23 protein-coding genes and 3 pseudogenes are annotated in these 24,017 nt (G+C 70.3%); 14 read left to right on the top strand and 12 right to left on the bottom strand.

Going from position 1 to position 24,017, the window contains the following annotated elements:
- Positions 1–28: 28 nt before the first annotated feature.
- From BMG523DRAFT_RS05900 to BMG523DRAFT_RS05890, 3 genes are all read left to right on the top strand, one after another.
- Positions 29–637, top strand: a complete 609-nt coding sequence (locus tag BMG523DRAFT_RS05900; protein ID WP_043590601.1) for a phage holin family protein — start codon at positions 29–31, stop codon at positions 635–637.
- Positions 638–762: 125 nt separating this feature from the next.
- Positions 763–1,305, top strand: coding sequence for a DUF3618 domain-containing protein (locus BMG523DRAFT_RS05895; RefSeq protein ID WP_023840147.1), 543 nt, complete (start codon positions 763–765; stop codon positions 1,303–1,305).
- A 306-nt stretch (positions 1,306–1,611) separates the two neighbouring features.
- Positions 1,612–2,058, top strand: a complete 447-nt coding sequence (locus tag BMG523DRAFT_RS05890; RefSeq protein ID WP_011434688.1) for an SRPBCC family protein — start codon at positions 1,612–1,614, stop codon at positions 2,056–2,058.
- Positions 2,059–2,201: 143 nt separating this feature from the next.
- Here the strand turns inward: BMG523DRAFT_RS05890 and BMG523DRAFT_RS05885 are convergent, their stop codons facing one another.
- Positions 2,202–3,326: a sensor histidine kinase gene (locus BMG523DRAFT_RS05885; RefSeq protein WP_235462906.1), complete on the bottom strand. Its 1,125-nt coding sequence runs from the start codon at positions 3,324–3,326 to the stop codon at positions 2,202–2,204.
- A gap of 406 nt (positions 3,327–3,732) precedes the next feature.
- Between BMG523DRAFT_RS05885 and BMG523DRAFT_RS05880 the strand changes: the two genes are divergently transcribed.
- Positions 3,733–6,327 carry a Tex family protein gene (locus BMG523DRAFT_RS05880; RefSeq protein WP_011434686.1) on the top strand — a complete coding sequence of 865 codons (2,595 nt, stop codon included), beginning with the start codon at positions 3,733–3,735 and terminating at the stop codon, positions 6,325–6,327.
- A gap of 275 nt (positions 6,328–6,602) precedes the next feature.
- Here the strand turns inward: BMG523DRAFT_RS05880 and BMG523DRAFT_RS05875 are convergent, their stop codons facing one another.
- The 6 genes from BMG523DRAFT_RS05875 to BMG523DRAFT_RS05850 form a co-directional block, all read right to left on the bottom strand.
- A complete protein-coding gene (locus tag BMG523DRAFT_RS05875; protein ID WP_011434685.1) occupies positions 6,603–7,091 on the bottom strand; it encodes a carbonic anhydrase in 489 nt (162 codons plus the stop codon).
- Positions 7,092–7,151: 60 nt separating this feature from the next.
- On the bottom strand, positions 7,152–8,177 hold the full coding sequence (locus BMG523DRAFT_RS05870; RefSeq protein ID WP_011434684.1) for an aromatic/alkene monooxygenase hydroxylase subunit beta: 1,026 nt from the start codon (positions 8,175–8,177) through the stop codon (positions 7,152–7,154).
- 2 nt (positions 8,178–8,179) lie between these two features.
- A complete protein-coding gene (locus BMG523DRAFT_RS05865) occupies positions 8,180–8,485 on the bottom strand; it encodes an MmoB/DmpM family protein (RefSeq protein WP_011434683.1) in 306 nt (101 codons plus the stop codon).
- Positions 8,482–8,952 carry a Rieske 2Fe-2S domain-containing protein gene (locus BMG523DRAFT_RS05860; RefSeq protein ID WP_152987830.1) on the bottom strand — a complete coding sequence of 157 codons (471 nt, stop codon included), beginning with the start codon at positions 8,950–8,952 and terminating at the stop codon, positions 8,482–8,484. Before BMG523DRAFT_RS05860 ends, BMG523DRAFT_RS05865 begins: the two co-directional genes overlap by 4 nt.
- On the bottom strand, positions 8,945–9,193 hold the full coding sequence (locus BMG523DRAFT_RS05855) for a toluene-4-monooxygenase system B family protein (protein WP_011434681.1): 249 nt from the start codon (positions 9,191–9,193) through the stop codon (positions 8,945–8,947). The genes BMG523DRAFT_RS05860 and BMG523DRAFT_RS05855 overlap by 8 nt, the downstream gene beginning before the upstream one ends.
- 88 nt (positions 9,194–9,281) lie before the next feature.
- Positions 9,282–10,805, bottom strand: a complete 1,524-nt coding sequence (locus BMG523DRAFT_RS05850) for an aromatic/alkene/methane monooxygenase hydroxylase/oxygenase subunit alpha (RefSeq protein WP_043590629.1) — start codon at positions 10,803–10,805, stop codon at positions 9,282–9,284.
- 314 nt (positions 10,806–11,119) lie between these two features.
- Here BMG523DRAFT_RS05850 and BMG523DRAFT_RS05845 point away from each other — a divergent pair, with 314 nt between their 5' ends.
- Positions 11,120–11,794 (top strand): MarR family winged helix-turn-helix transcriptional regulator, encoded by a 675-nt coding sequence (locus BMG523DRAFT_RS05845; protein WP_011434679.1) that lies wholly within the window; start codon positions 11,120–11,122, stop codon positions 11,792–11,794.
- A gap of 147 nt (positions 11,795–11,941) precedes the next feature.
- Here the strand turns inward: BMG523DRAFT_RS05845 and BMG523DRAFT_RS05840 are convergent, their stop codons facing one another.
- Positions 11,942–12,535, bottom strand: coding sequence for an NADPH-dependent FMN reductase (locus tag BMG523DRAFT_RS05840; RefSeq protein ID WP_011434678.1), 594 nt, complete (start codon positions 12,533–12,535; stop codon positions 11,942–11,944).
- Positions 12,536–12,648: 113 nt separating this feature from the next.
- Between BMG523DRAFT_RS05840 and BMG523DRAFT_RS05835 the strand changes: the two genes are divergently transcribed.
- Entirely contained in the window at positions 12,649–13,482 is an 834-nt protein-coding gene (locus tag BMG523DRAFT_RS05835; RefSeq protein WP_011434677.1) for a helix-turn-helix domain-containing protein, read from the top strand.
- 342 nt (positions 13,483–13,824) lie between these two features.
- The gene (locus BMG523DRAFT_RS05830) at positions 13,825–14,805 is read left to right on the top strand and encodes a glycosyl hydrolase (protein ID WP_308726837.1); all 981 of its coding nucleotides are present in this window, start codon (positions 13,825–13,827) and stop codon (positions 14,803–14,805) included.
- A 127-nt stretch (positions 14,806–14,932) separates the two neighbouring features.
- Here the strand turns inward: BMG523DRAFT_RS05830 and BMG523DRAFT_RS22700 are convergent.
- Positions 14,933–15,252 (bottom strand): annotated as a pseudogene (locus BMG523DRAFT_RS22700) (DDE-type integrase/transposase/recombinase); the annotation flags it as partial.
- Between the two features lie 267 nt (positions 15,253–15,519).
- On the opposite strand from BMG523DRAFT_RS22700, the pseudogene BMG523DRAFT_RS26285 reads away from it, so the two are divergent.
- From BMG523DRAFT_RS26285 to BMG523DRAFT_RS05815, 4 genes and pseudogenes are all read left to right on the top strand, one after another.
- Positions 15,520–15,838 (top strand): annotated as a pseudogene (locus tag BMG523DRAFT_RS26285) (transposase); the annotation flags it as partial.
- Between the two features lie 79 nt (positions 15,839–15,917).
- Complete coding sequence (locus BMG523DRAFT_RS05825; RefSeq protein ID WP_035941041.1) at positions 15,918–16,295, top strand: hypothetical protein; 378 nt, start codon at positions 15,918–15,920, stop codon at positions 16,293–16,295.
- Positions 16,296–16,450: 155 nt separating this feature from the next.
- Positions 16,451–17,202 (top strand): annotated as a pseudogene (locus BMG523DRAFT_RS05820) (lanthionine synthetase C family protein); the annotation flags it as partial.
- Between the two features lie 14 nt (positions 17,203–17,216).
- Complete coding sequence (locus tag BMG523DRAFT_RS05815; RefSeq protein WP_083282336.1) at positions 17,217–18,050, top strand: thiopeptide-type bacteriocin biosynthesis protein; 834 nt, start codon at positions 17,217–17,219, stop codon at positions 18,048–18,050.
- Positions 18,051–18,109: 59 nt separating this feature from the next.
- On the opposite strand, the gene BMG523DRAFT_RS05810 is transcribed toward BMG523DRAFT_RS05815, so the two are convergent.
- From BMG523DRAFT_RS05810 to BMG523DRAFT_RS27235, 3 genes are all read right to left on the bottom strand, one after another.
- Entirely contained in the window at positions 18,110–18,460 is a 351-nt protein-coding gene (locus BMG523DRAFT_RS05810) for a hypothetical protein (protein ID WP_023840158.1), read from the bottom strand.
- The gene (locus tag BMG523DRAFT_RS27240) at positions 18,352–19,065 is read right to left on the bottom strand and encodes an SDR family oxidoreductase (protein ID WP_011434673.1); all 714 of its coding nucleotides are present in this window, start codon (positions 19,063–19,065) and stop codon (positions 18,352–18,354) included. Before BMG523DRAFT_RS27240 ends, BMG523DRAFT_RS05810 begins: the two co-directional genes overlap by 109 nt.
- A 509-nt stretch (positions 19,066–19,574) precedes the next feature.
- Entirely contained in the window at positions 19,575–20,213 is a 639-nt protein-coding gene (locus tag BMG523DRAFT_RS27235; protein ID WP_368671087.1) for a TetR/AcrR family transcriptional regulator C-terminal domain-containing protein, read from the bottom strand.
- Between the two features lie 226 nt (positions 20,214–20,439).
- Between BMG523DRAFT_RS27235 and BMG523DRAFT_RS05800 the strand changes: the two genes are divergently transcribed.
- The 3 genes from BMG523DRAFT_RS05800 to BMG523DRAFT_RS05790 all read left to right on the top strand — a co-directional run bounded on the left by BMG523DRAFT_RS05800 (position 20,440) and on the right by BMG523DRAFT_RS05790 (position 23,994).
- The gene (locus BMG523DRAFT_RS05800; RefSeq protein WP_043590599.1) at positions 20,440–21,891 is read left to right on the top strand and encodes an efflux RND transporter periplasmic adaptor subunit; all 1,452 of its coding nucleotides are present in this window, start codon (positions 20,440–20,442) and stop codon (positions 21,889–21,891) included.
- 193 nt (positions 21,892–22,084) lie between these two features.
- Complete coding sequence (locus tag BMG523DRAFT_RS05795; protein ID WP_148214928.1) at positions 22,085–22,759, top strand: ABC transporter ATP-binding protein; 675 nt, start codon at positions 22,085–22,087, stop codon at positions 22,757–22,759.
- On the top strand, positions 22,759–23,994 hold the full coding sequence (locus tag BMG523DRAFT_RS05790) for an ABC transporter permease (RefSeq protein ID WP_023840163.1): 1,236 nt from the start codon (positions 22,759–22,761) through the stop codon (positions 23,992–23,994). The genes BMG523DRAFT_RS05795 and BMG523DRAFT_RS05790 overlap by 1 nt, the downstream gene beginning before the upstream one ends.
- Positions 23,995–24,017 lie beyond the last annotated feature (23 nt).

Genomic DNA, 24,017 nt, shown 5'->3' with positions numbered 1-24,017 from the left:
CCGCCAGGAGAAGCCGCAAGGAGAACCCATGAGGAGTGCGCACCGGCGGCAGTCGGGAACGATCGGTATTCCCTACCCGGACGATAGCGCCCCGTACGTGGCTGGTGCACGGGTGCGGACCTCATCGGATGCCACCCAGGCTCTCCGGGCCGCGCCGGGCCCGCCGGCTGCCGGGAGCACGAGCGGGGACCGCGGATCGACCGGCAACCACGGATCGACCGGCAACCACGGATCGACCGGCAACCGCGAATCAACCGGCAACCACGAATCAACCGGGGAGCTGGTGTCCGACGTCGTCTCGGACATCTCCACACTGTTCCGCCAGGAGCTCGCCCTCGCCAAGGCCGAGATGCGCGAGGAGGTGGAGAAGGCCGGCAAGGGCGCCCGCATGTTCGCCGTAGCGGGCGGCGCCGGTTACTTCACCCTGCTTTTCGCCTTGTTGGCCGTCATGTTCGGCTTGGGGGAGGTGATGGCGCTGGGCTGGGCCGCCCTCATCATCACTGTCGTCCTCGGCGTCGTCGCGGCCGTGCTGGCCATGAGGGGTCGTTCCACCGTGCGCACGGTCCACCCCACTCCGGCGCAGACCGTGGAGACGCTGCGCGAGGACGTCCAGTGGGCGCAGGGCCGCCGCGGGTAGTTCGTCCCCCACCACCCTCGGGTTCGTCCACCCGCCCACCACCCCGTGTCGCCACTCCCGTGCCGCCCACCACCCCGTGTTTCCGCGGAACCACCGGCAGAAGCATCAGAAAGGTCAGGTTCGCAGTGACAAGCACGAGTCCGGATAAGATCCGGTCCGACATCGAGGCGACCCGGGCGCGGCTCGGCAGCGACCTCGACCAGCTCTCCGACCGGGTCAGCCCGCAGAAGGTCGCCGGTCGCACCGCACAGGACATCAAACGCCGGGTGACCACGGCGACCGAGGCGGTCCGCCCGAAGGTCGCGGCGACGACGGAGATCGCGGCCGAAAAGGCCCGGGACACGGCGGATCAGGCGAAGGCCACCGTACGCCGGCAGCTTGACGCCCACCCGCAGCTCGCCGTGACCGCACAGAAGGCCCGCGCGACGGCCGGCAGCGCCGCGGGTACGGCCACGCAGACCGTGCACAAGCAGCTCGAGGCGCACCCGCAGGTGGCGGCGAAGGCCGGCCAGGTGCGCGACACCGCGGGCAGCGCCCTCACGGCCGGCCGGCAGAAGGCCGCCGACAACCCGCGGGCGGCGGGGTCCGCCGCCGGGCTGGCGGCTCTGCTCGTGATTCTGCTGTTCATCCTCCGGCTCCGGCGGCATTGCGGGATCGACCCGGGGTAGCGGTCCCCGACGCTCTCGGCGGCGCTCGCCACACTCGGCCCGGCGGCGCGCGATCTGGCCGCTCTGGTGGGCGTCCACCTGCTCGCCGACTGTAACTCCAAGTAATCAACTGCGCCGCTCGGCGCCCGTCAAGCCGGGAAGCGCGACGGGCGAGGGCGACGGACTACGGGTCAGATGAGACGGTCAGGGGCACGCGAGCCTGGCGGCCCGCCCGTGGCGCCACGGGTTCTCTCCCGGACGAGCACGGCTGCCGGGAGGAACGCGGACTTCGGCCGAGAGCCGGCCGGAGCGAGGAAGGAGGAGCTGGTGGGACAGATCGAGGTCGTCGTCAGGCGGGTCGTGCCGGGCACCCCCGAGCAGGTTGTCGCGAAGCTCGCGGACTACCAGGGCGCCCGCGCCCGAGCCTGGCCAGAGAACGTCTCCGAGTACCGGGTGTTGGCGGGGGGCCACGGTGCCGGGACCCGCATCGCCTATCGGCTCCAGGCAACCCGCAAGCGGGTGCGTCAGATCGACGCGACCGTCTCCGTCCCCGATGCGAGCACTCTCGTCGAGGCGGACCAGAACTCCTCGCTGTGCACCCGCTGGCACATCGTCCACGGCTCCGGGCCGGACCAGAGCCTGGTCACGGCGACGACGACCTGGGACGGTGCGGGCGGTGTCGGCGGCTTCTTCGAGCGCGCGTTCGCCCCCATCGGCGTCCGCAAGCTGCACACCGCGGTCCTGGACAAGGTTGCCGGACAGTCCGGGGGCTAGGATCCGGCCGCCGAGCGGTGCAGGGTCGGCCATACTTCCCGCGTCGGCCCCGCCGCCATCAAACCTGCCCGGCCCATCAAACCTGCCCGGCCCACCGAACCCGGCCGGCGAGCCGGACCCGGCCGGGCTGGGGCGAAGCCCCGTTAGACGTACATGTACATCCGCACGGTCGTGCCAACCCGGGTCGACCGGAGCTGGACGAGATCGCACAGCTGGTTGACGAGCCACAGCCCGCGGCCGCCGCCCAGGGACAGGTCCGGGCGGCGGCGTCCGGCCAACCGGTCGTACAGCCGGCCGCCGTCGCGGACCTCGCAGATCAGGCAGGCGTCGTCCGTCCAGAGGCGGACCGCTCCGTGGCCCCCGCCGTGGTGCACGCTGTTCGTGGCGACCTCGTGCACGGCCAGCTCGAACTCGCCGGTCCGCTCGGCGCCCAGGCCCCAGGCCAGGGCGACCCGGATCACCTCGGCGCGGACGTGCCCCAAGTCGCGCGGGCCGAAGGCGAACTCGACGCGGGGAACGCCGAGGTCCGGCAGGGCCTCGGCCAGCGGGTCGGGGCCCGGACTCGCGACGGCGGACCCGGGCGGTCGATACCGGGAACTGATCCGGCCCAGCCCGCCCTCCACCACCGCGGGATGGGTGCGCCAGATCTCGTCAACGAGCGCCGGGCCGATCCGGCCCACGTCATAGAGGCACCGCAGCCGCCACGCCGGCGGCGCGGCGAACGCCTCGTTGAGCAACGCCTCGTGCAGCATGGATTCCCGCCGCTCCGGGCCGGACCGGGCCAGCCATGTCGGCTCGCCGATCCCCCGTACCAGCCGACCGCGCTCGACACCGAGATCCAGAAAATCCTGCCAGGCCGGAATAACCCGGGCCGGGTTACGACCAAGCTCGGCCATATCGAGAAAAGAGACGCGCTGCGCGGCCCGACCGAGGGCTGCGCGTAACTGGCGTATCCGCGGCTGTGTCACGGCTACCAGGACGGCCTCGTCGACCGCGAGTCCGGCGAGCACGAAATCGCGCGTTGCGCTGAGGAAACCGGCGTCGCCCTGATACAGGAAAGCCTCGTGCCGAATCCCGTCGGCCCCACTTCCACCGGTGACCGGGCCACAGATGGAGCCCAGGGTGCTCCCGTGGCTCACTTCACACCCCGGCGCGGCAAAACGCGGGTCGCCCCCGTGGGAACCCACCCGCCCACTCACCGCGACCTCGGCGGCGGAATGCCGAGAATACACGCGGCCCGCGCCGGCAGCCCCGTCCCCAGTGTGCACGGGCACATCGTAGGTCATGCCGAACCAATGGGATATACCCCGCAACGCAATCAGACCGCCCAGCTCGTCAGAGCTGGTAGCGGAAACGACCCGACCAGCCCGGAACCGGTTCTCCGGCCGGGCGGACCACGCCGGGCCGGGCCGGTCGCCGCCGTGACCGCGCCACGCGGGGACGATGCCCGAGACCAGGAGGCCGGCGCTCGAGACCAGGAGGCCGCGGGAACGCGGGAACGCGGGAACGCGGGAACGCGCACCGGGACCGCCGCCCGCGGGCGGAAAACCTCGTGATCACCCGTAGTCTCGCAGTCAGGGCGTCGGCGCGGGTCTCACCGCGCGGCGCCCGAGCGACGACGCGGCCGACCCCGGCCCGGCGACCGAAGATCGACGAGAAGGCGGATCAGGGATTGTGACGACGACATCTGTCCCGCAGCGTTCCATCCATCAGCGGATCGCCGAGGAGCTCGGCGTGCGCCAGGGGCAGGTGACGGCGGCGGTCGACCTGCTCGACGGTGGTGCCACCGTGCCCTTCATCGCCCGCTACCGCAAGGAGGCGACCGGCACCCTCGACGACACGCAGCTGCGCACGCTGGAGGAACGGCTGCGTTACCTGCGGGAGCTGGAGGATCGGCGCGCCGCGATCCTCGAATCGATCCGGTCGCAGGGCAAGCTGGACGACGCCCTGGAGGCGCAGATCCTCGCCGCCGACTCCAAGGCCCGGTTGGAGGACATCTACCTGCCCTTCAAGCCGAAGCGGCGGACCAGGGCGCAGATCGCCCGGGAGGCCGGCCTCGAACCGCTGGCGGAGAGCCTGCTGGGCGACCCCTCGCTCGACCCGTACGCCACGGCGACGGCCTACGTCGATCCGGAGAAGGGTGTGGCCGACGCGGGTGCCGCGCTGGAGGGGGCGCGGGCGATCCTCGTCGAACGGTTCGCCGAGGACGCCGACCTGATCGGCACGCTGCGCGAGCGGATGTGGTCGCGTGGTGTCCTGGTATCCCGGGTCCGGGAGGGCAAGGAGGAGGCGGGGGCGAAGTTCTCGGACTACTTCGACTTCTCGGAGCCGTTCACCTCGTTGCCGTCGCACCGCATCCTCGCGGCGTTCCGGGGGGAAAAGGAGGAGATCCTCGACCTGACCCTCGAACCGGACGTGCCGGCGGAGCCGGACGCCGCCCCGCCGCCCGGGCCGACCGACTACGAGACGCGGATCGCCGAGGCGTTCGGGATCTCCGACGCGGGCCGACCGGCGGACCGGTGGCTCCTCGACACGGTCCGCTGGGCCTGGCGCACCCGCATCCTCGTGCACCTCGGCATCGATCTACGGATGCGGCTGTGGACGGCCGCCGAGGACACCGCCGTGCGGGTGTTCGCGGCGAACCTGCGTGACCTGCTGCTCGCGGCGCCGGCCGGAACCCGGGCGACCATGGGTCTCGACCCGGGGTACCGCACCGGAGTGAAGGTCGCCGTGGTCGACCCGACCGGCAAGGTGGTCGCCACCGACACCATTCATCCGCACGTCCCGGCGCGGCGGTGGGACGAGTCGATCGCCACCCTGGCCCGGCTCGCCCGGGAGCATCGCGTCGACCTGATCTCGATCGGGAACGGGACGGCCTCCCGGGAGACCGACAAGCTCGCCGAGGACCTCATCCGCCGGCACTCGGAGCTGTCGCTGACGAAGGTGACGGTCTCGGAGGCGGGGGCGTCGGTGTACTCGGCGTCCGCCTACGCCGCGGCGGAGCTTCCGGGGCTCGACGTCTCACTGCGCGGGGCCGTGTCGATCGCCCGGCGGCTGCAGGACCCGCTCGCGGAGCTGGTGAAGATCGACCCGAAATCGATCGGGGTTGGGCAGTACCAGCACGACCTGTCCGAGTCCCGGCTGTCGTCGTCCCTGGACGCGGTGGTCGAGGACTGCGTGAACGCGGTGGGGGTGGACGTCAACACCGCGTCCGCCCCGCTGCTGACCCGGGTGTCCGGAATCGGGGCGAGCCTCGCGGAGAGCGTGGTGCGCCACCGCGACACGCACGGGCCGTTCCAGACCAGGGCCGCCCTGAAGGACGTCCCCCGCCTCGGGCCGAAGGCGTTCGAGCAGTGCGCCGGCTTCCTGCGCATCCCCGACGGGGACGACCCGCTGGATGCCTCCAGCGTGCACCCCGAGTCCTACCCGGTGGTGCGGCGCATCCTCGCGGCGACCAGCGGCGACCTCGGCTCCCTCATCGGCAACGGGGCGGTCCTGCGAGCCCTGAAGCCGAGCGAGTTCGTCGACGACACCTTCGGCCTGCCGACCGTCACCGACATCCTCGCCGAGTTGGAGAAGCCCGGCCGTGACCCGCGGCCGGCCTTCAGGACGGCGGCATTCACCGAGGGGATCGAGACGCTCGCGGACCTGGTCCCCGGCATGACCCTGGAGGGGACCGTCACGAACGTCGCCGCGTTCGGGGCCTTCGTCGACATCGGCGTTCACCAGGACGGCCTGGTGCACGTGTCGGCGATGTCGAAGAACTTCGTCAGCGATCCGCGCGAGGTCGTCAAGCCCGGCGACATCGTGACGGTGAAGGTTCTCGACGTCGACATCCCCCGCAAGCGGATCTCGCTGACGCTGCGGCTGGACGACGAGGCCGGTGCCGGGGGCCCGGGCCGCCGGGACGGCGAGGGTGACCGGCGGGGAGCCGCGGGTGCGGGCGCCGGACGCGGCGGAAGCCGTGATCATGGTGATCGGCGGAATGGCGGCCGGGGCACCGCGAGTGCGGGCGCCGGACGCGGCGGAAGCCGTGATCATGGTGATCGGCGGAATGGCGGCCGGGGCACCGCGAGTGGCGAACGCGGTGGTGCCGGCGGGCGCGGTGCCGGTGGTGCCGGCGGGCGCGGTGCCGGTGGCAGGAACGGTTCCGGTGGCCGCGGTGGATCCAGCGTGCCGGACGGCGCGATCGCCGAGGCGCTGCGCCGGGCCGGCATCGTCAACGGCGACCAGATCACTCTCGGTGAGTCCGGCCGCAAGCGCGGCTGACCCACTGACCAGGTGACGGGTGGGGCCGGTGGGTCGGGCCGGTGGGAATCACCGGCTCCGGTGCCGCCCACCGACCCCACCCACCTGGCCCCCAGGGGTGCTTCGCGGATCGACGGTACGGATCCCCGAAGCACCCCGACGGCGGGCGAAGCCCGGTGCCGCCAGAAATACGGCATCGTCAGAAATACGGTGCCGTCAGAAAGAACCGATGATGATGCCGGTAATGGTGAGTCGATACTCGAAGGCGCTGAACAGCAGGGTGCGGCAGGCGGATATCACGCGACTTCGGTGAGCAGTCCGGTGGCAACATCGAAGATGAAGCCGCGGATGGCGTCGGTATGCGGGATGAACGGGCTCGCCTTGATCCGCGCAATCGACTGGCGTATGTCTTCGGCCAGGTCGGTAAACGACTCCACGGCCCATTCTGGTTTGATCCCGGTCTCGTCCTGGATCGAGCGTTTAAAATCGTCGTCGGTGAAGGTCAGCATGCCGCAGTCGGTGTGGTGGATCAGGATGATCTCGCGGGTGCCGAGCAGGCGCTGGCTGATCGCGAGGGAACGGATCTCGTCGTCGGTGACGACGCCGCCGGCGTTGCGGATGACGTGAGCCTCGCCGTCGCCCAGGCCAAGGATCGCGTAGACGTTGAGCCGTGCGTCCATGCAGGCGACGGCGGCGATGTGCTTGGACGGCGGCAGCGGAAGCGGCCCGGCGAAGGTCTTCGCGTAGGCGGCGTTGTTGGTCAGGTAGTCGTCGGTGACGGACATGGGTCCTTCCCGGGGGCGGATCGGTGGTGGAGGCCGGAGGTTCAGGCGGGATCCGCCGGTTCAGGCAGGATCCGCCGTGCCGGTCCAGGAGGCACGGAACGCCGCGGTGGTCGCGGCGACGGTGGTGGCGACCTCGGCCGGGCTGGCCGGGTTCGGGGCATTGTCGAACAGGGCCGCCAAGCCCGCGACGGCCTTCTCCGCGCGGGGGCGCCAGTTTTCTTCCCAGGCGGCGAGAACCGCGGCGTTGTCGGGGCGTCCGGCGATGGCGTGGCGGGCCAGGGCCGCGCTCCACGCCCGGCTGCGGGCGCCGTCGACGCCGGACTCGCGCAGCAGCTGGGCGGTCAGGCCGTCGCCGTTGGCGTCCGCGAGATCGGCGAGGGCGGTCTTGAGCAGGGTGTCGAGCGCCGGCTTGACGACGAGGTTCAGTGCCGTGAAGGCCTCCGCCCAGTCGTAGGCGACCAGCAACCGCTCCAGCGCCTCTCGGGCGGGTTGCCAGGCCGGGTCGTCTTCCCAGAACCGTCGGGTGACCCGGCTGTCGGCGAGGTCGGCGCCGTGGACCAACGACAGCGCCTTGGCCCGGTAGGCGATCCACTGCAGAGCGCGCAGTTCGTCGGCGGCCTGGAAGAACGCGGCGTTGCTGACGTAGGCGCTGGGTCCGAGTTGGCCGACGTACAGGCTGGTGATCTGCAGCACGTGGAACAGGTAGCGGGCGGGCAGGTAAAGCCGCGCGAGGACGCCCACCCAGACCGGGTCCAGGCCGGCATCCGCATCGAGGGCCTCGAAGTGGTCGACGACACCTTCGGCGTAGATCTCCCGGTCGTGCTGCAGGGCGATGTAGCGGCGGTAGTTGAGCTGGGCGGGGTCGCGGAACTCCTCCCAGTCCACGCCCCGCAGCGGCGAGCCCTCGCGGTAGCGCAGGTACCACCGGTTGATCGGACTGTTGGGATCAAGGTCGAACGGGGCCGGCTGCCGCCCGAAGTGGTAGTGGAAGTGGCCGGTGACGGTCTCGTACTCGTTGGGCTTGCGGCGGGCCCCGTCGAACACACTCCAGGTGCGCAGGGGCCTCGCCGTGGGGGAGGTGGTCATCCTCAGTCCTTCCGGTCCAGGTACCAGACGAGTTCGTCGTCGCTCACGTACCGCATCCGCCCGGCAAAGCCGGCGAGGGCGGGTTCGAGGGTGGCGAGCGGGACGGACCGGCCGGCGGCCTCCTCCAGGCTGGTGCGGGTGACCCGCAGGAAGCGGGGCGCGTTGATGCGCACGTAGCCGTTGCGGTCCTCCACGACCAGCGTCTGGTCGGGGTTGTCCTTCTCGATCGCGGCGTGCAGTGCCTCGACGACGTCCGGATCGAATCCGCGGACGATGGGGCCTACCAGGCGGCTGGAGTCGGCGGTCATGAAAATCGTCTCCCCGTCGGGGCCGCGGTCGCATCGCCACGGCAGCGGTGGTAATGACGTCGGCCGTCGGGTGGGATCCCGACAATGATCCGCTCGCCGTCGGCGCGCACCGGGAAGCTGTACAGCCGGCAGTCGCTCGGGTTGAGGCTCTCGCCGGTCGCCAGGTCGAACTCCCAATGATGCGCGGCGCAGGTGAGCACCCCGTCCTCGACGGCGCCGTTGACCAGCGGGAACCGCGAGTGCGGGCACACCGCCTGGTACGCCCGTAGCGCCCCGCCGGGCAGGTGTGCCAGCAGCACCTGCTCGGCGCCCGCGGTCACCTCGAGCACATCGCCTTCCCACACCTCGTCCAGCGAGGCGACGTCGGTCCACGCCACTGTGGTGCCACCCGCCGACGCACCACCCGCCGACGCACCACCCGCCGACGCACCACCCGCCGACGCACCACCCGCCAACGCGCTACTCATCGAAGAAGGCTTCGACATGGTCGAGCGGGCCGACGCCGGCCTCGCCGATGCGCGCCTCGCGGGCGAGCACCTGACCGTTGTGGCGGATCCCCACCGGCGCGTCGCTGGCCGGCAGACGCCGGCCCACAACGTGGTGAGCGATCTTTTGGCCGACGACCTCGACGGTGTCGGCGTCGTCCACCGCCACCAGCAGCGACACGAAGTCGTGTTCGAAAACCGCGCTCAGCGGCAGCAGAGCCATCGGGCCCCCTCGGAGTGCTCGTGGACGTACTCGTGGACGTACTCGTGGCAGTGCTCCCGCGCTCCGGGGGTCACCTGTGCCCAAGACGTCATCGCCGTGCCGCCCTGGCGCCGGTTGCGCCCGCCGCCGCGGCCTGCGCCCAGGCGTAGCCGGTGGCATCCTGTCCCTGCTCGGCCGGCGACAGCCCCATGTAGGCGAGCACGCCGCCGAGGTCGGGCGGGCTGATCTCGCCGGCGAGGAACCGGTCCACCAGCGACCGGTGCCCGGCGAACCGCTCCGGACGCCGCGCGAAGATCCACTTGCAGGGTTCCGAGCAGAACAGGTAGTCACGGCCCCCGTGGGTGTGGCGCAGCGGAGCGGCCGAGGCCAGCGCGCCGGCCTCCACGCCGGCGGCCCGCACGATCGGCAGCTGGCACAGATTGCACACCAACGGCAGCGTCTCCGGGAAGGTGGCCTCGACCTTCCCCGCGCGGATGTTGTCGCCGATGACATCCCAGTACTTGCCGAACGTGCGGTTCCAGCCCGGGTACTTCTCCTCCAGCCACACCCGCTCGTCCGCCGAGACGCCGGCGTCCGGGTTCCACCAGACCGTCGGCCGCCAGTTCCACACCCCGAGGTGAATCGCGTGGTGGTACCAGGTGAGTTCGTTGACGAACTCCTCCCAGTACCACGGATACTCCAGGCCAAAGTCCCGGAACTGGTCGGAGAACTGCTTGATCACCCACTCTTCGATGAATTCCTTGAACGACATCGTCCGATGCTCGAGCGGGGTGTAGTAGTCCATCGACAGGCCGGTCAGCAGCGCGAACACCCGCCATGACCGCCAGAACATGTGATCGATGAGGAACTGGCCCCAGTCCTTGTGGCCGCCCTCGGCAAGGATCTTGATGGTCGGCTCGCCCTGCTGGGCATGGCGGGCCTCGTCCGTCTGGATACTGGAGATCAGCGATCCGAACTCCAGGTCGCCCACCTTGATCGCGTCGGCCGCCATGCCGAGGAACTGCAGGTTCGTGAAACCGGTCTCAAGGGTGAAGGTGAGCTGCAGCGCGATCGACAGCGCGTCGTTGGCGACGAACATGTCGTCGAACAGCTGCCGGACCGCGAGCACGATCCAGTCGTTCGTGTGGAACGCCTTGAGCGCCCAGTCGGCCCGCGGCTCCTTCCCGATCAACCCATAGGGGAAGAACGCCTGGATCTGGCCGTGCCGGACCTCGTCGAGCGTGCCGAACGTCGCCGTATTGCGCCACGCCGCCGCCCGCCCGAACCGGCCCATCCGCGCCTCACCGATGGAGGCGAGGTACTCCGGCATCGTGATCGCGCCGTAGTGCGCCAGGATCACCGACTTCCATCCCGGGTCGAGCTTCTCGAACAGCGCCGAGCGGGCGATCGCGTTCTTGACCGAGTACGTCGTGGTGTCCTTCGTCACCTGGTTGTGCACGTACTCCCGATAAGTGATCTTGTATGGCTCGTCCCAGGCCAGCCACCCCTCGGCTGGGACCCGGCCCGTCCCCGACAGCTCCTCTGGGAAGACGTCCTGCTCGGACACATAGCCAAACGACCAGTTGGTGTCGCGGGCAAGGTCGTACCAGTCACTGCGGGCAAGCTTCGGCATGCTCGCCTCCTTGGTGTTCCCCCACGGACGCGAACCGAACCCGCCCGGTCCGGCGACGCTCCCGCGCCGCACGGCCCAACCCGGCATCGGCCGCTATCTCGACAATTTCAGTCGACAAGGAGAACTATGTGCGGGACGACCTTTGATGTCAAGGACTCCTAACGATCCGGTCCGGGCGGATCGGATTGCTAAGGTCCACTCGCGGGTTCCGACCTTCCCCGTTACGACCCTCGCGGCGGGTCGGCCGTCGCGAACCCGGGAAAGTCCCAACGGCAGGAGGCAGCGGTGCTGGCGATACACGCGGCGTTCGGACCGTGCGCGTGAGACCGCCCGGCACCCCCGAGGAACGCCACCCCGGACTCGACGCGAAGATCGTGGCCGCCCTCGACCGGATCGGCGAGGCCCTGCAGGTGCTCGCCCGCCGCCTGGCCGAGGCGCACGACCTGTCCCCCACCCAGCTTCGGGTCCTCGCCCGCATCTATGCGGGACCACCCCCGCCGGCCCGAACCAGCGCGCTGGCACGTGAACTCGACGTGGCCGACCCCACCGTCAGCGACGCCGTGGCGGCCCTGCGCCGCAAAGGGCTCGTAGGCCGCCAGCAGGACCCCGCCGACCGGCGTCACTACCGGCTACACCTCACCGCCGACGGCCAACGGACCGCGCACGCGGTCTCCCGGTGGACCGCCCCGGTCGAGGTAGCGACCTCCAGGATCCCCCGCCCGGACGGCGAGCACCTGCTCGCAACCCTCCTGGACCTGCTGGAATGCCTGCACGCCGAACATCTGATCAGCGTGACGCGCGCGTGCACCACCTGCCGGCACTTCGAACCCGCACCCCGCCACGCCCGACCCGCCCGCCACGCCCAACCCACTGTTCACCGCTGCGCGTTCTTCGACTACCGCCTCGGACCGTCCGACATCCGGGTCGACTGCCCGGAACACCTCACCCAGGAGGAGTTCGCCCGCCGCGGCGCCGCGGGCGGCCGGTAACACCGAACGGGGCCAACCGGGTCATGCACGTCAACGTCCACAGCGCCGCGGTCGGCCTGCCCGACGGCACGCCTGCGGGGTCCGTTGTCGACAGCTCACCGATCAGCTGCGCGAGGAGGGGGCCTGCGGGCCCATCATCACGAGACACTAGTCGGGGTAGGGCACCTCGGCGCGTGCCTTCTGGAGTGCGGCGGCCCACCAGGCAAGCTGGTTGAACAACGTCTTGGCGTAGCCGGGAGCGTCGGGATCAGCTGGCCGGCCAGCATCCCAGTTCACGAAGTAGTTCGGGAATGCCAGCCCGTCGCGAATGGTCACCGCGTGCAGCTCGGTGAGGACGTTCTCCAGGTGCAGGACCGCGTGCCGACCACCCGCCGCGCCGCCGTAGCTGACAAAAGCGACCGGCTTCGCGGTCCACTGGGTGAAGTGCCAGTCGATGGCAGCCTTCAGTGACGCCGGGTAACTATGGTTGTATTCGGGGGTTACTAGGACGAACGCGTCCGCGGCGTCGAGTCGCGCGGTCAGGGGTGCCATGCCCGCCGGGCGCGGGTATGAGTCTCCGGCGTACTTCGGCGACGCGGCGGGCAGGGATAGGGGGATCTCAAAGTCGGCGAGGTCGACGACCTCTACGTCGAAGCTCCCATGCGCGGAGGCCTGTTCGGCGACCCATGAGGCCACGACCGGTCCGAACCTCGCCTCGCGCACGCTGCCGACGACGATGACAAGTTTGCTGGTTTCGCTCATGCGTCACATGTTCGGTCGCGCCGGCAGCGGCAGCCAGACCGAGCGCAGGCTGGCCCTGATAGGGCCAGCCTCGGACGGCGTACCGAGGCCGTGCCGGTCTTACAGTGAAGAGCGTGAGTACGCCGCTGGGTGACTTCCTCCGCGCCAGGCGCGATGCCACCCGGCCCGAGACGCTCGGCCTGCCGGCAGGCCCCCGGCGCCGCGTCCCGGGGCTACGGCGGTCGGAGCTGGCTTCGCTGGCAGGAATCAGCGTTGAGTATCTCGTCCGGATCGAGCAGGGGAGCGACCGCAACCCATCGGCCTCCGTCGTCAACGCGCTCGCCGACGCGCTGCGCCTCGACGTCTCCGAGCGGGAGCACCTGCGCTACCTGGCCAAGATCGCTGCTGGCGTGTGTATCGGCCCGCTCACCCAACCTCGGCTGGAGGTCAGGCAGACAGTGCTCAAGCTGCTCGACCAGCTCGAGCCAGGGATCGCACTGGTCACCAACCGCCTGGGTGACATCCTCGCGTACACCAGTGGCTTCGACCTGGTCGCCCGACCGTCGGGGCTGCTCGATACCGACAGGCCCAACCTCACGCGCTTCGTCTTCACCGACAGGCGCGCCCGCGAGGTCTTCCCGGAATGGGATCAGATCGCCGACGAACGAGCCTTCGACCTGTGGCACGGCCCGTCGGCCGAGCGCTCGGCCCAATTCAGGGCGGAACTCGCTCCGGTCGCCGGCGACGACTTCACCCAGCGACTGAACCGGCACGCGCTACCACGGCGCGGTCCGCTGCGGTGGACACACCCCGTGGTTGGTGAACTGCGGCTTGACCGCGAGGTCCTGGAGCTCCCACCCGCCGATGCTCAGCAGCTGGTGGTATTCCTTCCCGCCGACGACACGACCGCCGACACGTTGAACCGGTTGCGCAGGAGGGGCGGTACCAGCCTGCGTGCCGTCAACTGAGCAAATATGGCGGCACGCCGCCACTCTTATCGAAGTCAAGCAGGTCCAGGTGTCCCCGTGGAGCAGTACCCGCGGGGGCTCGGTGTTCTCCGGCATCTGATCGCCGCGATCGACCGACCTGCCAGCATGATCGATCCTGGGCTCGCCCGCCACATCCGCGACGACTGTCCGATACGACACTGACGTAACGGTATGGTTGGTTTTCGTGGTACCGGAGCGCCAGGAAGGACCGAGGGACCCGATGGAACGTGCAGCGTGACGGCCCGGCAGCGAGGTCGGGCCGGGTACCGGGCTCGCCCGGGCAGGCCGTTATGGATGCCGCTGACCGCACTGACGATGGTGATGGCTGTTGTGCTGGGCGTGGCGGCCTGCTCGGATCAGCCCGAGCGTCCCCGCGCTCCGCGGCCGTCACCAACCACCACGCCCCCCTCCGCCGTGGAGCCGGCACCGTCCGGGCTGGGCTGGGTATCCGGCGCCAATGGAAACTTCCCGGCAGACGTGACCGCGTGGGCGGCGTGGACCCGCCGTCCCGTCGACCTCGCGATCGTTTTCACGGACCGCGCCAACTGGCCGAGCATCACCACGGCGTCCTGGCCGGTCGGGGCGTTCACCCGGGCAGCCTTTCCCGGGGAGCTGTCGGTGGCGCAACCGCTGTACCCGCAGAACGGCAATGAACAGGCGTGCGCTCGCGGTGAGTACGACGGCTACTGGGCCCAGTTCGGGCAGACTCTGTCGAAGTACGGCCGCGGCGACGCCTACGTGCGCCTCGGCTGGGAGTTCAACGGGGACTGGTTCTGGTGGCACGTCCGGGATCCGCAGGCGTGGAAAAGCTGCTTCCAACACGCCGCCACCGCGATCCGGTCGACCGCTCCGCACGTGAAGATCGACTGGAACATGACCGCGCACCGCGACAGCCTGCCCGGCAGCGGCGCGGACGTCTGGTCCGCCTACCCCGGCGACGCCTACGTCGACGTCGTCAGCATCGACTCCTACGACTCCTATCCGGCGTCCACGACGGAGCAGGTCTGGACCCGGCAATGCCAGCAGCGTTCCGGGCTGTGCACCGTCGCCGCCTTCGCCCGCGCCCACGGCAAGCGGTTCGCCGTCCCCGAATGGGGACTGGTGCGCTCGACCGGCGGTGGCGGCGACAACCCGTTCTACATCGAGAAGATGCACGAGTTCTTCGCGGCGAACGCCGGACTCCTCGCCTACGAGGCCTACTACAACAACGCGGAAGCTGACAACGTGCAATCCTCCCTGCACAACCCGAACCTGAGCCCGAACAGCTCCCGCCGCTATCTCGGCCTGTTCGGAAAGGACTGACGGCGGCGCCGGCGCGGACGTGGCCGTCGGCGACGTGTCCGCCTGCCAGCAAGCCGAGGGTGATCCCCGGGGGCTCTGTTGCGTTACGGGGAAGCTGGGCATGCCAGCGGGCCGGGGCGTCTGTCGGTCAGATAGCGGTAGCGAGTTCGGTGAACGCGGCGGCCAGCCTCAGCTGTGGGTTGCTGTCGATCCCGAGTTCGGAAGTGGCCGCGGCGGACGTTCTGGACTAAGGCGTGTCCGGCGCTGAGAGTTTGGACCGAGCGCAGCCATTTCAGCCCGCGCGGCGTCGTGCTTTGAGTCGGCCGTGGTCGGCTTCGATCCGGTTGTTCTCCCGGGCGGCGTCGACATGGCAGGCATCCCAGGCAGCAGCTCGTCGAGGAGCCTCGGGTAGACAGGTGCCTTATCGGTGGTGATCGCCACCGGCCGCCGACCATGCGTCAGCGCCCGAACGAACGAACCGTCAGGACCGCGACGGCGCCCGCCAACTGCTGGTCGACCACTACTTCACCGCCCCCAGCTGCCGGTTCCTGTTCGTGGACGACGTAGCTGAGGACAGCCTTGACCGGGGCATGCCGGGAAGGGCGGGAGCAGTCCTGACGTACGCGGGTCTTCGCGTCCGAGAGTCGTAGGCCCAACGCTACCGGCCACCGGACAGCCTGCTCACGTTCCTCGACAACCTCTGTCCTGTCTGGTGGCGGGCAGGTTCGTGGCCGGCCGAGGGCCGTGGAGCGGGACGGAGGTCTCGTAGTAGTCCGAGCATACGGCGGGTTCGCCGGCCGGTTCGTGACCTGGGCCGCCACCGTCATGAAGACCACCGTGGAGATCGTCCGGAAGAAGGAAGGACAGAAAGGCTTCCAGCCGCTTCCGAAGCGGTGGGTGGTGGAACCGCACCCTGGCCTGGATCGCCGGCCACCGCCGCCTCGCTCGGGACTACGAACGCGACCCGGCCAGCTCTGCCACCTTCGTCCACTGGGCCATGATCCGCACCATGGCCCGTCGTAAACATTCAGCTTCATTGTTGATGTTGCTGTGAGTGGTTGGCGCTCGTTCCGGGTCCGACTGTTGGCTGATGTGTGGCGCATCGGATCTGGTGCGTGTGGTGATGTGGTGGGGTGCCGCCGCCGGAGGAGATGTCGCGTGAGGAGCTGGTTGCTCTCGTGGTGGCGCGGGCGGGGCTGATCGAACAGCTGCGGGCCGGGATCGCCGAGCGGGAGGAGCGGCTGGCTGGGCAGGAACGTCGGGTCGAGGAGCTGGCGGCGGAGGTCGACCGGTTGAGGCGGGCGGGCTCGCGGAACTCGGGGAACCCGTCGTTGCCGCCGTCGTCGGACGGGGTGCTGCCGGGCCGGGTGGGGCCGAACCGGGCTGAGCGCCGTGCCGCCGGGGGCGGGAAGAAGAAACGTGGTAAGCAGCCGGGCAGGACGGGTGGACGCTGGCTTGGCGGGAGGACCCGGACCCCGGGTCGAGGCGCATTTTCCGGTCGGGGTGTGTGACTGCGGGGCGGCGCTGGCCGGGGCGAGGCCGGCGGGGGTCGCCCGTTCGCACCAGTCCCACGATCTCACCCCGGCCCGGGTCGACCGTGACCCAGCATGATCTCTACCGGGTCGTGTGCGGCTGCGGGCGCCGTCATGTGGCCGCCCGGCCCGGCGGGGTGACCGGGCTCGGCGTCGTAGCCCGCCGCCTCGACGATCTTGACCTGCTCCGCGAGGTCCTCGCCTACCTGGTGCTTCTCACGGAGCCGATCGACGGCCTGCCCGGCTGGTGGTGCCCCCACGGCCCAGCCGCACGAAGGCCGGCCCGCCCGGTGGGCATGGCAACCACGGGATCGCCCACGGCGTCACGGGCCCCGCCGCGCTTCTGGCCCTCGCCCTGCTCGACGGCGTCCGAGTCGACGGACAGGAACAGGCGCTCAGGACGATCTGCCAGTGGCTCGATACCTGGCGGCGGCCAGCCAGCGAAGGATCGTGGTGGCCGGAGTTCGTCACGCTCGACGACCTCGACCGCGGCGAGCCCCGCCAACGCGGCCCGCTGCGGCCGTCGTGGTGCTACGGCGCTCCGGGTATCGCCCGCACCCAACAGCTCGCCGCCCGCGCCCTCGGCGACACCACCCGCGAGCACCTCGCTGAAACGGCGTTCGCCGCCTGCATCCGCGACCCGGCCCAACTGGCCCGGCTCACTGAACCCGGCCTCTGCCACGGGACCGCCGGGCTACTCGCCACCGCACGCCGGATCGCGGCCGACGCGCGAACCCCTATCGCCCTCGCACCGCTGCTGCGTCTGCACCAGGACACCGCCGCTGCGGCGGACGCATCCCCTGGCTTCCTCGACGGGTCGGCCGGGGCCGAGCTCGCCGTGGCCGGGACCACGACGTCTTGGGACGCCTGCCTCCTGCTTTGCTGACCGGAAGGCCCGACATGCACGAGACCCCATGGAAACAGCTGAACATCCGCTACCCCGGCCCGCAGCCCCGCGGGCGGGAAGACCAAGCCATCGGTCACCTGGCGCGCATCCTGCCCCGCGCCGAGGCGGACGGGCTCATCACCTCCTGGTTCTTCATCCGCAAGGGCGCCTGGCGCATCCGCTACCTGACCGCGCAGGACACGGACGGCCAGTACGACACGACCACCGACCGCCCCCACGCGCTGCTCACCGATGGAGTCCGCTGGACCGCCGACATCTACGAGCCAGAGGTCCACGCCTTCGGCGGCCCCGCCAGCATGAACGCCGCCCACGAGCTGTTCCACCACGACAGCAACCACCTGCTGTCGTTCCTCGCCACCAACCCGACCGACCGGCGCGAACACTCCCTCGTGCTGTGCACGGCGCTCATGCGCACCGCAGGACTCGACTTCAACGAGCAAGGAGATGTCTGGGCACGGATCGCAGAGCAGCGCTCGGTCTTCGCCAACCCGCCGTCGGACCCGCAGGTCTGGGCCTCCTTCACAGGCGACGTCCACCGTCTCCTCGTCGGCGAAGCCCGCGCAGACCTCCTCGGCAGCTGGCTCGACGCGTTCGAGGACGCGGGCGGAACGCTCCGGAAGCTCCGCGAAGAGGGCCAGCTTACCCGTTGGATACGTGCCATCATCGCACTACACGTGATCTTCCACTGGAACCGGCTCGGCCTCCCCGCCCGCGCACAGGCCATCCTCGCGACTGCCGCCCGGCAAGCCGTCCTCGGTCCCGCCCATCACCTTGATCGGCTACGCCCTGACCATCCCCGGCTCCTACGCTCAGGGTCCGCCCTGTGACACCTTCTAGCGTCGCCGTGCGCGCCGCCGTAGGGAGACTTCGTCGATGGGTCCCGGCGTCAGACCTCGCCAGCCTGCGGGGGCCCGAGATGGCCGGTCACTTCCACCCAGTCGGGCTCACGGTCCGTGCCACGGGCCACGACGACCATCAACCGCCGCCCGACGGCAACCTGGAGCCGATCGAAGTCGCGGCTGGCGGCGCCACGCTGCCGGCGGTAGGCGCCCAGCTGCGCGGGTTCCAGCGGCCGGTCGAGGACGCCGAGGAAAAGGCGCAGGTTGGAAGGGCCGACCAGATCCGCGGTCACCCACTCCCCGCGCACGGTCCGGCCGAAGGCACCATGTTCCCGGCCCCGCGTCGGTGGCGGCGCGGTCGCGAACAGCCGATCCTCAAGCGCCGCCGCCCTCGCCATGGCCCGGTTCCGATCCGGCGGGATCTGCCCTGCCCGAGCCGGCCCGCTGGGCGCATCAGGACTCGGCGCGTACGAAGCCGCGCTGGCCGGGGGCCTGATATCGAACAGGTCGACATCGTCGGTGATGACTGCGTTACCGCCGTCCCGGACGAGCTGGTAGCCGTCGACGGCGGAGTCCGCGATGGACGGATCGAATCCGGCGCGGACCAGGTCAGTCCGCTGGCGACCAGCGCCTGTTCGCCGGCACGGTGCCTGGGCGAGGGCAGATTGTCGGCGTCATCGGCTTTCCCGCCGATGGCGGACAGCTTGACAACCTTCCGGACGCCGTAGGCACGGGCCGCCTGAATCATGGCCAGGTCATGCTCGGCGACCGAGCCGGTGGGGCTCGGAGCGGTCAGCAGGAAGACGCTGTCCACACCAGCGACCGCGCTGTGGAGCGAGTCAGCACGTTCGAAGTCGGCCTGCACGACATCGATCAGCGCGCCATCAGGAAGACGGAGACGGGCTGGTTCTCGCGTCATCGCCCGAATCCGGGCGCCCCGGCCGACTAGGAGGCGCAGCACCTCGCGACCGACGGTGCCGGTCGCACCAGTAATCAAGATCATGGGACCATCGTGGTGGCGACGGACCGCGGTTTCTAGGAAATTCCGGCACACCGGTACAGGAGTTGACCTACGAGAAGCCCCGTCCCCAACGACTACTGTGGTCACCGGCCTCACCCGGGCCGCCTACCACCCGAGCAAGGCCATCCCTCTGTGCATCCAGGTGCGGATCACCATCGGCTTCGTGCCGACGGTGCTCGGGATCGCCGCGGCCTGGGGGCCGGCAGCGACCTGGCCTGCCTGCCGGTCTTCGTGTTCTGCCTGCTCCTGCAGCGCCACATCGTCGGGGGCGTGGCGCGGCGAGGCTCACAGTCGGCTTGTCGACGTCCTGCTCGGCCATGCTCAGCGGGCGCGTCCGCAGCGGCACGATACGTCCCGCGCCCGAGTGGACCACTGCCCCTCGCGGTGCGGAGCTGCCCGCGATGATGAAATGACCGGCCGGCGAGCCGGCGTCGACCGTGTCTCTACTCTACCAATGACAGATACCCTGATCTCCCAATAGCAGCAGGCCGTCAGGTCTGCCAATCCGACCGCCAGCAGGGAGCACCGCACCACGCGGATCGCGATCGTGTTGGACGGCTTGCGCGTGGCGCGTGGCGCGTGGCCGAGGGCCATCTCATGGCCTGGGCGACGGTACTCGGATCGCCGCGGGTAGGCACCGGCCGCCCATGATCCTGTTTACCCGACGGCACGGCGGATGCCGCCGATGACAAGACGCAGGCCGAAGTCGAAGTGCTCCTTCTGGTGCGGAGCAGGGAGATGGTCGAGCGCAGCGAACAGCTGCGGGTGACGTCGTGGACCGACCGGGCCAATGAGCCGTGCGGCGCTCGCGGACGGATCGGGCAGAGCGGCGGCGAGTTGTTCCTCAGTTGTTCCTCAGTGCTGTGACTGACCACGTAGTAAGTGATCGTGTCCGTCGACCACGCGGCATCTCGGCTGGACAGTCCCCCCACGCGGAGAGCGGAGACCAATTGTTCGCCGTACGCCAGCGCGTCGGGCAGGGGAAAGAAGACGCCCGCGAACAGCCGAGCACCGTCGCGGCGAGACAGCCGTGCCTCGTGCAGACGATGAGCGAGTTGGGCGACCTGGTCGTGCCAGGGCTGGCGCTCGTCGAGGTCTGACGTCACTCCGGCCAGCAGCGCGTCGACCATCGCCTCCAGCAGCAATGGCACCGGCAGCGAACCACCGCCGGAACGGCACGACAACACAAACCCCGGATTCACATCAATCAATCACCAGCATTCGACCCGACCGCCAACCGCGACGATGGGCCGGTGAACTCATAGCTGACGCACAGGTGCCGTAAAGGCCAGGTTCAGCTATCCCCGCGATGCTTGCCGCCGTGCAGAATCAGTTGCCATCCGCGAACGGCGGCTCATGATCTCTCCAGTCCGGCTGATCGCGCGCCACCGGTGGGTGGTCGCCACGGTCACGGCAGTCGTCGTCGCCGCGGCGGTCACGACCTACGTGTTCACCCGCGGCGGTTCGTCCGGGCCGGCCGCCTCCTCGTCGCGGACCGTCGCCGCCAGCATCGGGACCATCAAACAGTCGATCACGACGACCGGAACGATCGAACCAGCCACCGAGGCAGCCCTGAACTTCACGGCGGCGGGGAAGGTCACCAGCGTCCTGGTGGGCGAGGGCGACCCGGTGAACGCCGGCCAGCCGCTGGCGACCATCGACTCGGCGTCGTTGACCGCGAGTCTCGTCCAAGCCAAGCTAACGCTGGCGAACAGCCAGGCCAAGCTAGCCTCCGACCAGGACTCCGGGGCGTCCAGCACACAGCTCGCCGTCGATCAGGCCTCGGTGACGACCGCGACCGACGGGGTGTCGACCGCGCAGGCCGCGCTGGACGGCGCGACTCTCACCGCACCGGTCAAGGGTGTCGTGGCGAGCCTGTCCCTGGTGGTCGGCCAGCAGGTGGCGGCATCCTCCGGCGGGAGCGGATCAGGCCAGTCCGGCGGATCCGCGAGCTCGGCAGGCGGGTCCGGATCGGGCGGCGCCGCCTCGTCCGGCCTGGGGTCGGCCGCCGGCTCGGGGTCGGGCTCGTCCGGCTCGTCGTCCGGCGCACAGATCCTGGTGATCAGCACCGACTCGTGGATCGTAAACGCCACCGTGGACTCCAGCGGGGTCGGTCTGATCGCGAAGGGCGACCAGGCGACGATCGTGCCGGGCACGGGTGGCACCGGAGGCGTGCCGATCGGCCGGCTCCCCGGTGGCGGCGGTGGCGGTGGCGGCGGTGGCGGTGGAACTGGCGGTAGCGGCGGGCCGGGAGCCGGTTCCGGTCCCGCGAGCCAGGGCGGTGCGGGCACCTCCGACGCCGGCAGGAACACGGTCTACGGGACGGTGTCGTCGGTCGGCCTCATCGCGTCGAGCTCCGGAGGGACGGCAGCCTTCCCGGTTATGATCAAGGTGACCGGCAGCCCCGGCGGGATGCACGCGGGTGACACCGCGACAGTCTCGTTGACCTACAAGCAGCTCGGCGACGTTCTGGTCGTACCGACAGCGGCGATCACTCAGGCCGACGGCAAGCCCACGGTCTACGTCCTGTCCAACGGCAGGAAGACCGCCACGACCGTGACGACCGGACCCACCGGAGGCGGCTTCACGCAGGTCGTCTCCGGGCTGTCGGAAGGCGACAAGGTCGTGGTCGACACCCCGCAGGTGGCCACCCGGAGCGGGTCCGGAACCGGCCCGGGCCGGGCCACGGGCCAGGGCGGTACGGGCAGGTTCGGGGGCGGTGCCGGGTTCGGCGGCGGAGGCGGTTTCCCCGGAGGCGGGGGTGGCGGCTCCGCTGGTCGGGGCGGCGGCTTCGGCGGGGGTGGCTGAGGTGGTCGGGACAACGGAAAACGAACTGGCCTGGACGCCGGAGGAACCGGCAGGACAAGAGCAGACAGGACAAGAGCAGGCAGGGCAAGAGCAGGCAGGGCAAGAGCAGGCAAGGTCGGGAGGGACGGCGGGTCCGGCGACGCCGCTCCCGCCGTATTCGGACAACGACACCCTCGTCGTCAACGCCCCTGTCATCGAGCTGGACCAGGTGACCAAGTCCTACCGGGCGGGATCGCTGGACGTCACGGCGCTGCGTGGTGTCTCGGCCCGGATCGGAACCGGCGAGTACGTCGCGATCGTCGGGCCGTCCGGGTCCGGGAAGTCGACGCTGATGCACATCATCGGCTGCCTCGACGTGCTCACCTCGGGCAGCTACCGGCTCTCTGGGGAGGACGTCGGCGGGATGAGCGAGGCCGACCTGGCCGAGATCCGCAACCGCCGGATCGGCTTCGTGTTCCAGCAGTTCAACCTGTTGCCGTCGCTGTCCGCGTGGCGCAACGTCGAGCTGCCCCTGACCTACCGGGGGATGCGCCGCGAGGTCCGCCGGGCGCGGGCCGTCGCGGCACTCGACCGGGTCGGCCTCGCCGACCGGGTTGAGCACCGGCCGGGCGAGCTGTCCGGCGGCCAGCAGCAACGCGTCGCGATGGCCCGGGCGCTGGTCGGCGACCCGTCGCTCATCCTGGCCGACGAGCCGACCGGAAACCTGGACTCCACCGCCACCGGTGACGTGCTGGACCTCCTCGACGAGCTGCACCAGCAGGGCCGGACGATCGTCCTGATCACTCATGAGCTGGACGTGGCGGCCCGGGCGCACCGGGTCGTGCGGATCCGGGACGGCCTGGTCGAGTCCGACACGGCGGCATCCTGATGGGCTGGCTGGAGACGCTGCGCACCGGGTGGGACGCGATCCGCACGCACCGGCTGCGCTCCGGGCTGACTGTGCTGGGCATCCTGATCGGGATCGCCGCGGTGGTGCTCACCGTGGGCCTCGGCGTCGGCACGCAGAACAAGGTCGGATCGCAGATCAGTGCCCTGGGCAGCAACCTGCTCATCGTCTCGCCAGGCAGCTCGACGAGCCCCACCACCGGCCTGCGCGGCGGGTTCGGCTCCGCCTCGACGCTGACCATGACGGACGCGGCCGCATTGTCGTCACCGGTCTCCACACCGGACATCGTCGGGGTCGCCCCGGTCAAGCAGGGCCAACTGACGCTGGTGAACGGGGCCACGAACTGGACGACGACGGTGGTCGGCACGACTGCGGCCTGGCGCCCGGTGCGCAACCGCACCCTCGCCGAGGGCCGTTTCCTCACCACCACGGACGACGCCCAGTCGGCGGCGGTGACCGTCCTCGCCTCGGACACCGCCGAGCAGTTGTTCGGCCGACGCGACCCGGTCGACCAGAGCGTGACGATCAACAACATTCCGTTCACGGTGGTCGGGGTGCTCGATCCGGCCGGTTCGAACACCACGAGCAACCTCGACGACCAGGCGGTCGTGCCGCTGTCCACCGCGGCGAGCCGACTGTTCGGCGGGACGACCCGCACCTCGGTCTCCTCGATCTACATCGAGGCACGTTCGTCGTCCACGCTCTCAGCGGCCTATCAGGAGGCGACCGACCTGCTGCTGAACCAGCACGGCATCGCCAACCCGGCCAGCGCCGACTTCACGATCACCAGCCAGCAGTCGCTGCTGGACACCGCGACCTCGGTGAGCAAGACCCTCACCGTGCTGCTGGCCGGCATCGCGGCACTGTCCCTGCTGGTCGGCGGGATCGGCGTGATGAACATCATGCTGGTCTCGGTGACCGAGCGCACCCGCGAGATCGGGCTGCGCAAGGCGTTGGGCGCACCACCGGCGGCGATCCGACGCCAGTTCCTGGCCGAGGCGTCCGTGCTCAGCTTCGCCGGCGGGGTGGTCGGCGCGCTGTTGGGCATCACCGGCGCCCTGGTGCTGCCGCACTTCATCGACAACCCGGTGGCGATCGTGTGGTGGGCGGTGCTCGGCGCGATCGCCGTGGCCGTCGCCATCGGTATCGCCTTCGGCGTCTACCCCGCTAGCCGGGCCGCCCGGCTGGCTCCCATCGACGCACTCCGCAGCGAGTAGCCATCCCAGGACGAGGATCGAGA

The organism is Frankia sp. BMG5.23 (assembly GCF_000685765.2).
GTDB classification, from domain to species: domain Bacteria; phylum Actinomycetota; class Actinomycetes; order Frankiales; family Frankiaceae; genus Frankia; species Frankia casuarinae.
This window is presented reverse-complemented; position numbering and strand designations above follow the sequence as displayed.